Origin of the sequence: Brevundimonas sp. (assembly GCF_023259385.1) — a bacterium.
Lineage (GTDB): Bacteria > Pseudomonadota > Alphaproteobacteria > Caulobacterales > Caulobacteraceae > Brevundimonas.
Genome location: NZ_JAHFPF010000094.1, coordinates 1 through 11,932, shown reverse-complemented (window position 1 = coordinate 11,932; position 11,932 = coordinate 1). Strand labels below are relative to the sequence as shown.

General features: G+C 69.2%; 13 protein-coding genes. 7 read left to right on the top strand and 6 right to left on the bottom strand.

Features of this window, described 5'->3' with window-relative positions; all coding sequences use genetic code 11:
• The first annotated feature begins 2 nt into the window (after positions 1–2).
• Complete coding sequence (carA, locus tag Q0C81_RS08890; RefSeq protein ID WP_291836636.1) at positions 3–1,127, top strand: glutamine-hydrolyzing carbamoyl-phosphate synthase small subunit; 1,125 nt, start codon at positions 3–5, stop codon at positions 1,125–1,127.
• Positions 1,128–1,265: 138 nt separating this feature from the next.
• Here carA and Q0C81_RS08885 read toward each other — a convergent pair whose 3' ends face one another.
• Both Q0C81_RS08885 and Q0C81_RS08880 read right to left on the bottom strand, forming a co-directional pair.
• Positions 1,266–2,042: an SIMPL domain-containing protein gene (locus Q0C81_RS08885; protein WP_291836632.1), complete on the bottom strand. Its 777-nt coding sequence runs from the start codon at positions 2,040–2,042 to the stop codon at positions 1,266–1,268.
• 89 nt (positions 2,043–2,131) lie between these two features.
• On the bottom strand, positions 2,132–2,398 hold the full coding sequence (locus tag Q0C81_RS08880) for a hypothetical protein (RefSeq protein WP_291836629.1): 267 nt from the start codon (positions 2,396–2,398) through the stop codon (positions 2,132–2,134).
• A 215-nt stretch (positions 2,399–2,613) separates the two neighbouring features.
• Between Q0C81_RS08880 and dnaG the strand changes: the two genes are divergently transcribed.
• From dnaG to Q0C81_RS08865, 3 genes are all read left to right on the top strand, one after another.
• Complete coding sequence (dnaG, locus tag Q0C81_RS08875; protein ID WP_291836627.1) at positions 2,614–4,497, top strand: DNA primase; 1,884 nt, start codon at positions 2,614–2,616, stop codon at positions 4,495–4,497.
• A gap of 69 nt (positions 4,498–4,566) precedes the next feature.
• Positions 4,567–6,519, top strand: a complete 1,953-nt coding sequence (rpoD, locus tag Q0C81_RS08870; RefSeq protein WP_291836624.1) for an RNA polymerase sigma factor RpoD — start codon at positions 4,567–4,569, stop codon at positions 6,517–6,519.
• Between the two features lie 97 nt (positions 6,520–6,616).
• Positions 6,617–7,366, top strand: a complete 750-nt coding sequence (locus tag Q0C81_RS08865) for an extensin family protein (protein ID WP_291836622.1) — start codon at positions 6,617–6,619, stop codon at positions 7,364–7,366.
• A gap of 48 nt (positions 7,367–7,414) precedes the next feature.
• On the opposite strand, the gene Q0C81_RS08860 is transcribed toward Q0C81_RS08865, so the two are convergent.
• Positions 7,415–7,765: a DUF1428 domain-containing protein gene (locus tag Q0C81_RS08860; protein ID WP_291836619.1), complete on the bottom strand. Its 351-nt coding sequence runs from the start codon at positions 7,763–7,765 to the stop codon at positions 7,415–7,417.
• Positions 7,766–7,866: 101 nt separating this feature from the next.
• Between Q0C81_RS08860 and Q0C81_RS08855 the strand changes: the two genes are divergently transcribed.
• Together Q0C81_RS08855 and Q0C81_RS08850 are read left to right on the top strand one after the other, a co-directional pair.
• A complete protein-coding gene (locus tag Q0C81_RS08855) occupies positions 7,867–8,550 on the top strand; it encodes a helix-turn-helix domain-containing protein (protein WP_291836617.1) in 684 nt (227 codons plus the stop codon).
• 75 nt (positions 8,551–8,625) lie between these two features.
• Entirely contained in the window at positions 8,626–9,153 is a 528-nt protein-coding gene (locus Q0C81_RS08850) for a hypothetical protein (RefSeq protein ID WP_291836613.1), read from the top strand.
• On the opposite strand, the gene Q0C81_RS08845 is transcribed toward Q0C81_RS08850, so the two are convergent.
• Positions 9,150–9,359 (bottom strand): flagellar hook protein FlgE, encoded by a 210-nt coding sequence (locus Q0C81_RS08845; RefSeq protein WP_291836610.1) that lies wholly within the window; start codon positions 9,357–9,359, stop codon positions 9,150–9,152. The two genes, Q0C81_RS08850 and Q0C81_RS08845, sit on opposite strands and share 4 nt — an antisense overlap.
• Before the next feature lie 117 nt (positions 9,360–9,476).
• Here Q0C81_RS08845 and Q0C81_RS08840 point away from each other — a divergent pair, with 117 nt between their 5' ends.
• Entirely contained in the window at positions 9,477–9,800 is a 324-nt protein-coding gene (locus Q0C81_RS08840) for an Mpo1-like protein (protein WP_291836608.1), read from the top strand.
• A 19-nt stretch (positions 9,801–9,819) separates the two neighbouring features.
• On the opposite strand, the gene Q0C81_RS08835 is transcribed toward Q0C81_RS08840, so the two are convergent.
• Positions 9,820–10,146: a UrcA family protein gene (locus tag Q0C81_RS08835; RefSeq protein WP_291836606.1), complete on the bottom strand. Its 327-nt coding sequence runs from the start codon at positions 10,144–10,146 to the stop codon at positions 9,820–9,822.
• A gap of 103 nt (positions 10,147–10,249) precedes the next feature.
• On the bottom strand, positions 10,250–11,932 hold a 1,683-nt coding region (locus Q0C81_RS08830), incomplete at its 5' end, for a M56 family metallopeptidase (RefSeq protein ID WP_291836603.1).

Genomic DNA, 11,932 nt, shown 5'->3' with positions numbered 1-11,932 from the left:
TTCTGGCGCTGGCTGACGGCACGATCTTCCAAGGCGTCGGCTGCGGCGCGACCGGCTCGGCGCTGGGCGAGGTGGTCTTCAACACCGCCATGACCAGCTATCAGGAAATCCTGACCGACCCGTCCTACATGAGCCCGATCCTGGCCTTCACCTTCCCCCACGTCGGCAACGTCGGGGTGAACGTCGAGGACATCGAACAGATCGGCGGCGGTTCGGACACCTCGGCCAAGGGCGCGATCTTCCGCGACGTCCCGACGGATCCGGCCAACTACCGCGCCGAAAGCGATTTCGACGGCTGGATGAAGCGCCGCGGAGTCGTCGGCCTGGCCGGCGTCGACACCCGCGCCCTGACCGCCCGCATCCGCGACACCGGCGCGCCGCATGCCGTGATCGCCCACGATCCGGACGGAAACTTCGATCTCGACGCCCTGGTCGCCGAGGCCAAGGCCTGGACCGGCCTGGTCGGCCTGGACTTGGCCAAACCCGCCTCGACCCTGCAGGCGTTCGAGTGGGACGAGGGGCTGTGGGAATGGCCGGAAGGCCATCCGCGGGTCGACGCCGCCGACAAGACGGTGGTGGTCGTCGACTACGGCGTGAAGCGCAACATCCTGCGGGCGCTGGCCTCGACGGGCGCGAAGATCACCGTGGTCCCGGCCACGACGACGGCGGAAGAGGTCCTGGCCCGCAATCCGGACGGCGTCGTTCTGTCGAACGGTCCGGGCGATCCGGCCGCGACCGGCGTGTATGCGGTGCCGGAGATCAAGAAGCTGGTCGACAGCGGCAAGCCGGTGTTCGGCATCTGCCTGGGCCACCAGATGCTGGCGCTGGCGCTGGGCGCCAAGACGGTGAAGATGGATCAAGGCCACCACGGCGCAAACCATCCGGTGAAGGATCTGACGACCGGCAAGGTCGAGATCGTGTCGATGAACCACGGCTTCACCGTCGACCGCGACAGCCTGCCGGAGGCGGTCGAAGAGACCCACGTCAGCCTGTTCGACGGCACCAACTGCGGCATCGCCCTGAAGAACCGTCCGGTGTTCAGCGTCCAGCACCACCCGGAAGCCTCGCCGGGACCGACCGACAGCCTCTATCTGTTCCAGCGCTTCGCGGATTCGATGAAAGCGTAGGAGGGGATCTCCCTCCCCTCCTGGGGAGGGTGGACCGCGCAGCGGGACGGGTGGGGAACCGAGCGCTCGGATACGAACCCCACCCTGTCGTCGCTGACGCGCCGACATCCCTCCCCACGAGGGCGAGGGAGAGTTTCGTCACTCCAGTCCGAACCGAACGGCGACGCTGACCAGGGCGTCCTCGCCGTCGTGCGAGCGAAGCAGCACCGAGACGTAGCGGGCGCGAATGATGGCATCGGCGGTGGCGGCGTTCCACACGGCCTCGCCCGGGTCACGGGCCGTATCCAGCCCCATCAGCGACAGGAAGGGCTGCATCTGGCCCAGGTTCATGCCGTTTAGGCTGTCGTCCAGATCGGTCACCCCGGCGTCCACCAGCGCGTCGACGAAGGCGGGCAGGCGGGTTTCGTTGGGGCGGACGATCTTGACCTGGACCGAGGCGGTGACGGTGCGGGCAGGGGGCGCCTCTTCAGCCGCGTCGCCCGCGGCGTCCACAGCGACAGCCGCTTCGGCGGCGGCCTCGGCCACGGCGGCGGCGTCCATGGCCCCGGCGTAGGCGGAGGCCTCGGTCCAATCGGTCCCCTCGGAGATGGAATAGGTCGTGGTCCCGACCTCGATGGCGACGTCGAAATTGTTGGCGGCCGAGCGGACCCGGTCCAGCTGGGCGTTGCGGTCGGCGACGGCTTCGGCGGCGGTCTTGCCCTCGCCCTTGATGGTCAGGGTCATCGGCAGGGCGCCGGCGTCCGGCAGGGGCGCGCGACCCTGGGCGGTGACGAAGACGCCCGGCCCGCCGGCCATAGACTCCGCCATGCTCTGGCCGAACTGGTCGACGGCGGCGGCGACAGGCCCCGCGATGTCCTGGGCGGCGACAGGCGTGGCGATCAGGACGGCGGCGACGGCGGCGATGACGGTCTTCATGGCTGGTTCCCCCTCAGCGTTGCCGGAGAGAACACCGGGGCGGCGACGGCGCCTAGCCCTGGCAGCGAGGCGAGACGCGACGCCGCAGGTCAGGGCAGGGGGAGGAAGCCGGCGGCTTCCCGCAGAGCGCAGGCCTTGCGTACGGCGACCGGTGCGGCGTGCAGCCAGTAGTCGGCGTCCTCGGGACGGTTGTTCCGGCGTCTCTCGAGCCCGCGCATCCGCCGGAGCGCGGCGTTCTGCAGCAATCGGGCATGCAGGGCGCGCGGCGAGGCGGAGGGGATGGCGGGGGAACCGGGGACGGCGACGGCGTCGGGGCCTTCGGGCTCCACCGCCGGGCGGGCGATGGCTATGAACATGGGCGGCTTTCAATCCGGGCGGCCCCGCAGCGTCCGCTGCGAAACCGTCAGGTCCCGTCCCGTTTCTGGGACGGTTGCGTGGTTAATCCACAAGGCCTGTGGATTGTTCCCGAAAATTGTGCTTTGAATCAGCCTCTTAGCGTCGCCATTTTGCCTTCTTGGTTAACGAAAGGTAAATCGCCCCGTTTGGCTGAGTCGCGCGCTATAAGGCGACCGTGCGCTTTGACGAACGCTTCATCGAGGAACTGAAGGCCCGCCTTCGCCCGTCCGACATCATCGGACGGTCGGTGAAACTCAAGCGTCAGGGACGCGAATACGTCGGCCTGTCGCCCTTCTCGAAGGAGAAGTCGCCGTCCTTCTTCGTCAATGACGACAAGGGCTTCTTCCACGACTTCAGCTCCGGCAAGCACGGCGACGTCATCAGCTTCCTGCAGGAGACCGAGCGGCTCAGCTTCGTCGAGGCCGTGCAGCGGCTGGCGGCGGAGGCCGGGATGCAGCTGCCCGCCGAGGACCCGCAGGCGCAGGAGCGCGAGCAGAAGCGGCAGGGGCTGAACGACTGGATGGACCTGGCCCAGAAATGGTTCGCGGCCAATCTGCGCCGATCGACGGGCAAGGCGGCGCGCGAATATCTGGAGAAACGCGGCCTGCCCGAGGACCAGTGGGAGCGCTTCGGCCTCGGCTATGCGCCGAACGACCGCGAGGGGCTGAAGCAGGCCCTGGTCCAGCGCGGCGCCAAGCCGGGCGATCTGGTCGAGGCCGGGATGCTGATCTCGCCCGAGGGCGGCGGCCAGCCCTACGACCGGTTCCGCGACCGGCTGATGTTCCCCATCCTCGACGCCCGGGGACGGATCGTCAGCTTCGGCGGGCGCGCGATGAACCCGGACGACCGGGCCAAATATCTGAACGGTCCCGAGAGCCCGCTCTTCCACAAGGGCGCGACCCTGTACGGCCTGCCTGAGGCGCGCCGCATCCTGGGCGCCGAGTCCCGGGGCGAGCAGGGCATCGTCGTCGTCGAAGGCTATATGGACGTCATCGCCTGCCAGCGCGCGGGCATACCGGCGGTGGCGCCGATGGGCACGGCCCTGACCGAGGAGCAGATGGAGCGGCTGTGGCGCGTGTCGGCCGAGCCGGTGCTGTGCTTCGACGGCGACGCGGCGGGGCGGCGGGCCGCCTACCGCGCCATCGACCGGGCCCTGCCGCAGCTGAAGCCGGGCCGTTCGTTCCGCTTCGCCTTGCTGGAAGGCGGCCAGGATCCGGACGACATCCTGCGCGATCGCGGCGCCCCGGCCCTGCGGCAGGCGCTGGCGATGACCAAACCGTTCGCCGAAGTGCTTTTCCAGAAGGAGGCCGAGGCCGAGCCGCTGGACTCGCCTGAGCGCCGCGCGGGCTTCAAGGGCCGGCTGCGCCAGCAGGCGTCGGCCATCCAGGACAAGGATCTGGCCGAACAGTACCGCCGGGACATGTTCGAGCGGTTCGACGCCGCCTTCCCCTCGCGCCGCCCGCCGCAGGGCCAGCAGGGCGGGCAGGGCTACGGGCAGGGGGGCTACGGAAAGGGCCGTTTCGGCGGCCCGCCGCCCAAGCTGGGCCAGACGGTGGAGGGCGCTCAGGCCATGCAGTCGCTGAGCCGCGCCATCGAGCCGGTGGCCGCCGCCCTGGCCCACGGCGCCATCGACGACCCCGAACGGATGGACGACCATCTGGAGGCGATCGCCTCCCACGGTTTCGGCGATCCGTCGCTGGATGGACTGGCGCAGGAGATGGTCCGGTTGCGCTTCTCGGGTCAGGACCTTGACTCTGCGGCGCTCCGTCGCCATCTGGCGCAATCGGGTCATGACGTCTTAATGCGTGAGGTCGAGAAGGCGGCGGCAAAGTCCGGCGCGCCTTTCCTGGCTGCAGACAAGCCCCTCGGCGAGACGAGGATCCGATGGTCGCAGGCGTTCGACGCGTTAACCCGTGTCGCCGCCTTGGAAGACGCCCTGTCTTCGGCGCGTAGCGTGCCGGGGCAGGACGAGGCGTTTCGCCGGCTGAAGGCCGAGCGGGATGCGCTGCGTCGTGCGATCAAGACTGGAGAAATTTGGGAAGACAGCGCGAGTTCGTAACCAAACGACCTCGCTACACGTTGTATTGGCGGCGGGCCTGATCAGCCCTCCCCGCGGAGAAGAGACTGAATGAGCGCCCAGACCGAGACGCAGGAAGCCGAAGTTCAGAGCGACGGCCCGCTGCTCGACCTTACCGACGCCGGCGTCAAGAAATTCATCAAGCAAGCCAAGGCCAAGGGCTATGTGACGATGGAGGAGCTGAACAAGGTCCTCCCGTCCGAAGAGGTGACCCCCGACGCGATCGAGGACACCCTGGCCATGCTCAGCGAGATGGGCGTGAACGTCGTCGAGGCTGAGGAAGACGCCGAGCAGAAGGAAGGCGAGGGCGGCGAAGTCGCCGAGCGCGCCGAGACGAACGTCGCCGAGACGCCGGCCAAGGCCGCCTATGACCGCACCGACGACCCCGTGCGCATGTATCTGCGCGAGATGGGTTCGGTCGAACTGCTGAGCCGCGAGGGCGAAATCGCCATCGCCAAGCGGATCGAGGCCGGCCGCGACGCCATGATCTCGGGTCTGTGCGAAAGCGCCCTGACGTTCGAGGCCATCATGGTGTGGCGCGACGAACTGGCGAACAACCGCATCCTGCTGCGCGAGGTCATCGACCTGGACGCCACCTACGGCGTGCTGAATCCCTCGTCCCTGCCGCACAACCAGCCGCCGGCTGGCGAGGCCGTTGAGGAAGAGGTCGAGGAAAAGGCCGAAGGGGAAGAGAAACCCGAGTCTGACGACGACGACGAGGATTTCGACGACGGCGGCGGCATGTCGATCTCGGCGCTGGAAGCCGAGCTGCGCGACGGCGTCATGGAAGTGCTGGACGCCATCGCGTCGGACTTCGGCGGCTTCCGCAAGCTGCAGGACAAGCTGGTCGAGGCCCGACTGAAGGGCGAAATCCTGACGGCCAAGGACCAGAAGGCGTACGACACCCTGACGGCGACCATCTCGGGCCGCCTGAAGACGATGAAGCTGAACAACAACCGCATCGAGGCGCTGGTTGAGCAGCTGTACGCGATCAACAAGCGGCTGATGGGGCTGGAAGGCCGCCTGCTGCGCCTGGCCGACAGCTACGGCATCTCGCGTCCCGAGTTCCTGAAGGCCTACTTCACCAAGGAGCTGGATCCGAACTGGGCCGAGAACGTCAAGGAAATGGGCGTCCGCTGGACGAAGTTCAGCGACAATGAATCCGGCCAGATCGCCCAGATCCGCGCCGACGTCGCCGCCGTGGCGACCGAGGCCGGCCTGCCGATCGACGACTACCGCCGCATCGTCCAGACGGTCCAGAAGGGCGAACGCGAAGCCCGTCAGGCCAAGAAGGAAATGGTCGAGGCCAACCTGCGCCTCGTGATCTCCATCGCCAAGAAGTACACCAACCGCGGCCTGCAGTTCCTGGACCTGATCCAGGAGGGCAACATCGGCCTGATGAAGGCGGTCGACAAGTTCGAGTACCGCCGCGGCTACAAGTTCTCGACCTACGCCACCTGGTGGATCCGTCAGGCGATCACCCGCTCGATCGCCGACCAGGCGCGGACCATCCGCATCCCGGTGCACATGATCGAGACGATCAACAAGATCGTCCGCACCAGCCGCCAGATGCTGCACGAGATCGGCCGCGAGCCGACCCCGGAAGAACTGGCCGAAAAGCTGGCCATGCCGCTGGAGAAGGTCCGCAAGGTCCTGAAGATCGCCAAGGAGCCGATCTCGCTGGAGACCCCCATCGGCGACGAGGAAGACTCGCACCTGGGCGACTTCATCGAGGACAAGAACGCCGTCCTGCCGATCGACGCCGCCATCCAGTCGAACCTGCGCGAAACCACGACCCGTGTCCTGGCCTCGCTGACCCCGCGTGAGGAACGCGTCCTGCGGATGCGCTTCGGCATCGGCATGAACACCGACCACACTCTGGAAGAGGTCGGCCAGCAGTTCAGCGTGACCCGCGAGCGGATCCGCCAGATCGAGGCCAAGGCGCTGCGCAAGCTGAAGCACCCGAGCCGGTCGCGGAAGCTGCGGTCCTTCCTGGACAGCTGAGACGGAAACGAGGGCGGCTCCGACGGGGCCGCCCTTTCTCTTTGTGCTCGTGATCTCGTGATCCGCGCAGGGCGCAAATCACCCTAGCGTTCGACGAATGCGCCTTCCCCTCCGTTCCCTCGCGAGCGCTCTGTCCGGCGTGCTCCTGCTGGCCAGTTGCAGCCCCATGCTGCCCGAGCGCCGGCCCGCGCCGACACGCTATCCGACCGCGCCCTCGCGCACCGAGGCGCCGCTGGTGGGCAATCTGGTCGATCAGTCCATCGACGCCGGCTCCCGCGCGGCGGTGATCCGGGAAAGCGCCGAGCTGAGCCAGTGCATTGCCCAGCTGACGGCGGCGCGAGTGACGTTCCGCCCCGTGCCCGACCGGGGCGATCCGCAGGGCTGCGGACTGGTGTCAGGCGGCGTGCTGGGGCCCGACATGGGCACGGTGGCCCGCATGGCGCCCGGCGACGTGGAGATGACCTGCCGCACCGCCTTGGCGCTCAGCGTCTGGCGGCGGCAGTCGCTCGAGCCGGCGGCGCGCGAGATCCTGGGCTCGGACGTGGTCCAGGTCGACCACATGGGCGCCTACGCCTGTCGCAATGTGAACAACGGCGGCGTCAGCACCCGGATCAGCGCCCATTCGCAGGCGGCGGCGCTGGATTTCGCGGGGGTGCGGTTGCGCGACGGTCGGCGGATCAGCGTCAAGGATCGCTGGTTCGGCGGCGACGAGGCCGAGCAGCGCTTCCTTCGCCGCATCCGCGACGACGCCTGCCGCATCTTCGGCACCACGCTGAGCCCCGACTACAACGCCGTGCACGCCGACCACCTCCACCTTGAGGCGACCGACACCCGGTTCTGCCGGTAGGCGACGGTAGCGTCCTCACGACACGAGGGGACGCTACCGCAGGGCGTCTCAGTTCTCCGCGATGACGTCGAAGCCGGCAAAGATCATGCGCTTGCCGTCAAACGGCGGCTCGTCCCCGCCCATCATGCGCTCGTCCTGCATGAGCTTTTCCCAGCCCGCGTCGCGGGTCGCCTTGTCGGGCCAGGTGATCCAGCCGACAGCGACGGTTTCGCCGTCCTGCAGGGCGACGGCGCGTTTGAAGTCCGTGACCTTGCCGTCGGGCACGTCCTCGCCCCAGGTCTCGGTGACCGACAGGGCGCCCTGTTCGCGGAAGAGGGGCGACATCACTGTGGAGTGCTTGAGGTAGGCGTCCTTCTTGGCGGTCGGCACGGGGATGACGGTGATGTCGAGGAAGGGCATGTCTCTCTCCTGGGGTTTTGAGCGCGGCGGGCGGCGCTTCGTTCTTGCGCCGGCGTCTTGCGGCTTGAGAAACCTGACTCGGAATGTTATTAAAAGCAAGCATGAAGTTAGAAAAGATAACTAAGCAGGCGCCGCGGCGTTACGAGGACGCCTGCGGGACCGCGCACGCGCTGGATCTGGTCGGCGAGCGCTGGGCGCTGCTGGTGATGCGCGAGCTGATGCTGGGCCCCAAGCGGTTCGGAGACCTGAAGGCCGGCCTGCCGGGGCTGAGCGCGAATGTGCTGACGCAGCGGCTGGAGGGGCTGGAGGCCGCCGGGCTGCTCGTGAAGCGCCGTCTGCCGCCGCCCGCCTCGGTGCAGGTCTACGAGTTGACCGACTGGGGCCGGGAGGCCGAGCCGATCGTCGGTGCGCTGGGCAAATGGGCGGCGCGGTCGCCGATGCATGACCCGACCCTGCCGCTGAGCTCCGTCTCCATGATGCTGTCGCTGAAGACGATGTTCGACGCCGACAAGGCGGGCGACGTCTGCCTGTCGATCGGCTTCCGCTTCGGCCCGGAAGAGTTCGTCGTGACGGTTGCGGATGGCGTGCTGACCGCGGAACGGGGCGTGGCGGGGATGGCGCAGGTCGTGCTGACCGCGCGGCCGTCGGACGTGGCGGCGATGGTCTACGGCTTTCGGGCGCTGGACGACCTGCGGGCTTCGGGCGAGGTGGTCGTGGAGGGGGATCCGGCGGTGTTCGAGCGATTTACGGACTTCTTCGAACTGCCGCCCAAGGCCGGCGTCTGACCTTCAGACCGCTGTTCGGCAAGTGGACTTGGACGCCTCGTCGCGCCATGCTCGGCGCCTCGCGGAGTCGTCGCCATGGTCAGTCTGGCTCATCTGAAACGCCGTCTGGGACAGTACGCCGCCTTGTGGGTGGGGGGCTTCCTGCTGGCGGGGGCGGGTGTCTGGCTGGCGGCGGTGTTCGTGGACCTGATCGACGCGGCCGACCTGGTGCTGCCGGCGGTGATGGTCGGGGCGGCGCTGGGCCTCGGAGGGGGCGTGATCGCCAGCCTGCTGTCGCGCGAGACCCTGGGGACCAAGCTGGCGGTGCTGGTCCTGGCGGCTGTGCTGGCCCTGCCGCTGCTGTGGGCGCCGATGTCGGCGGCGGTGGCCATCGCCTTCTTCGCCGACCGGTCCATCGAATATTCGCAGGCCTACGCCGCCTTCCAGATCGGGGTGGCGCGGCTGCTGTTCCCGATCAGCGAGGCCATCGGCGACGGCGACCTGTTCGGCTGGGTGTGGACGGCGTTCCAGTGGATTTCGAGCGTGGTCGGCTTCTTCTCGGCCCTGGCCAACATCTGGCCGATGATCCGGCGGCTGTTCGGGCCGGAGCCCGCCGAGGTCTAGGCCAGAATGTCCAGCAGCCCGCCGTACATCTCATCGGCGGTCTTCAGTACGGCGACATTGGCCTTCAGCGCGATTTCGGCCTCGATGCGCTCGACGCTTTCGCCAGCCAGATCGTCCAAAGGCGCGCGGGCGGTGCGTTCCGCGCTGGCGGCGAAGCGGGCCGTGGCGTCGGCGACGCCCGAGGCGGCGATGGCGAAGGCCTGCATGGAGATGCTCCTGTCGAGGCCGCCATCATGAGGGGCAAGGCCTTACCCGGCGGCTGACAGGGATGGTGAACGGGCGGCGCTTGACCCCACGGCGTTCCGGGCGGAACCTTCGCCCCCATGACCAGCCAGCCCGCCCCCGGCGAACGCTACCAGTCGTTCAGCCAGTTCTATCCCCACTACATCCACGAGCACTCCAACCGGACGTGCCGGCGGATCCACATCGTGGGCAGCGCCCTGGTGCTGGGGATAATGGTGTTTTCGGTGGCGACGCTGAACCCATGGTGGCTGCTGCTGATGCCGGTGGTCGGCTACGGCTTCGCCTGGGTGGGCCATTTCTTCTTCGAGAAGAACCGGCCGGCGACCTTCACATATCCGCTGTGGAGCCTGATGGGCGACTGGCGGATGTTCTTCGAGACGGTCTCCGGCAAGCGGAAGTTCTAAAAGAGGAACGCCCCGGCGCTCAGGGCCGCCGCCGCCAGCCTGCGTCATAGGCCTGGCGGACGGACGGGGACATGGCCCACATCAGCTGCACCCGCATGGTGGCCGGACAGTACCGCGCATTCGCACGCCGGTGGTGGGGCGTGACCACCTCGGCGTGGTCGCGGCAATAGTCGGCGGCGGCGCGGGCGACGCGACCGACCAGTTCGTCCTGATCCGCCGGTCGGCGCAGGTTCAGGTCACCGTAGACGAAGCGGGCCTGCGGGGCGGTCGCGTCGTCGTGGGCCAGGGCGGCGGTGGCGGGGCAGGCGGCGAGCAGCAGTCCGCAAACGATGGCGAGGGGTCGCATCGGGTATCTCCGGTTTGGGGGGAAGATCCTGCCGTCAGGCAAGGAGGTGGCGTGACGCCGTGGAAGCGGCGCGGACGAAGGGGATCAGGGAGCGGGGATCAGGTCAGTCGGACATCACGTCGGCGGCCTGCCGTTCAAGATCGTCGGCCTGCTGGCGGAGGGCGGAGGCGTCGTTTCGAAGGTTAACGGCGTGATCGGCCGCCTCCTGCGGCTGGGACCGATCCAGCTCGATCCGTGCGGCTTCCGCGTCCATCCGGGCGGCCTGGTCGCGCGTTCGTCCGGCCCCCTCGCGCAGGCCGGCGGCGAGTCCCTCGCGGGCCTGCGGCGGAGCGGCGGGCATCACGAGCGGGACGGGAAGAGGCAGGGCGGCGCCGGCCTCTACACCCACGGGGATATTGGCGTTCACCGGCAGGTCCATTCCCATCTGCGCCGGCAGGGCGAGCAGGCCCTGCAGCTCGGCGGCCATCTCACGCTCCTCCTCCTCCGACATGGGTTTCAGGGTGGCGGGATCGCGGGCGGCCAGATCGCGGGCCTGGGCGCGCAAACTCGCGGCTTCCGCCCTCAGCGCGTTGGCCTCCTCGAGCATTTCGGCGCGTTCCTCCGGCTCGGGGACCAGATGAACCCGCCGGCTAATCTGGTCCGCGCCGGCCTCCAGGGTGCGAGCGCCGGCCTCGAACATCTCCAGCCCGCGATCACGCTGGCGGATCAGGACGGCGAGGGCGTCCGGGGTCAGGGGCGTCGCCGGGCTCGCGTCGGAAGGAGCCGTGAGGCCCTGGGGCAGCAGGGCGACGACGGCCGCGGCGGTGGTGGGAGCGGCGGAAGCGGCGGGGCCAGACGTCGGAGCGGCGGCGGGACGCAGGGGCGCGGGCAGGGCTTCGGGCGTCCACTCCAGCGCCGCCAACGGACCGGCCATGCCGATAAAGGCGATAGCGGCCACGGCGGTCGACCACGGGCGGCCCTTGCCGCGAGACGCATCCAGGATGGCGGCGACCCGGCGCGCCAGGTCGCTGGCGGTCGGTCCCGCCATGCCCAGCGCGGCGTGCGGGCGGGCGCTCCGGGCCATGGCGACCAGGGCGCCCGCGTAATCGGTCCGGCCGATGCGGCGCACGGCCCAGGCGTCGGCGGCGTGCTCGGACTGGCGCGCCAGTTCCTTCTGAAGGAGCCAGACGAAGGGGTTGAACCACTGCACGGCGACGACGGCGTGCGACAGCATCAGGAACAGCCAGTCGTAATGGCGGATATGGCCCATTTCGTGCGTCAGCACGGCGTCGGCGCGCTCAGGTCGCGACAGCGTTTCTTCATCGATCAGGATGACGCCGCGCGGCCAGCTCCAGCTCAGCGGCGAAGCGATGCGCGACGAGACCTTGAGGCGCGGACGCCGGCCGCCGGCGACGGCGCGGTCCAGCGCCGCGCGCCAGGCCGGATCGTTCACCGGATCGGCGCGGCGGGTCCACAGGGTCAGCGCGGCCACCCCGCCCAGCAGGCGCAGCAGCAGGACGCCGACACCTGCCGCCCAGACGGCGCCGAGCATGGCGAGCGGGGTGATGCGGTGCGGAGGCGCGGCGCGTGCCGGCGCGACCGCGGCGGCGGGGCGGGGCGGAGCGGCGGTGGCGATGGAAGGGAGAGGGGCAGGCGCTGGGGCGACGGCGGGAGCGGCGGCCGGTGCGGGCTCGAGGCGAGCGAGGGCGGGGGCCTGGATCCGCAGAGCCGGAACGACGGTCGTCAGCAGGGGCAGGGCCAGGATGACCACCACGCCGAGCCGCAGCAGAGCCACGCGCTCGGCCGC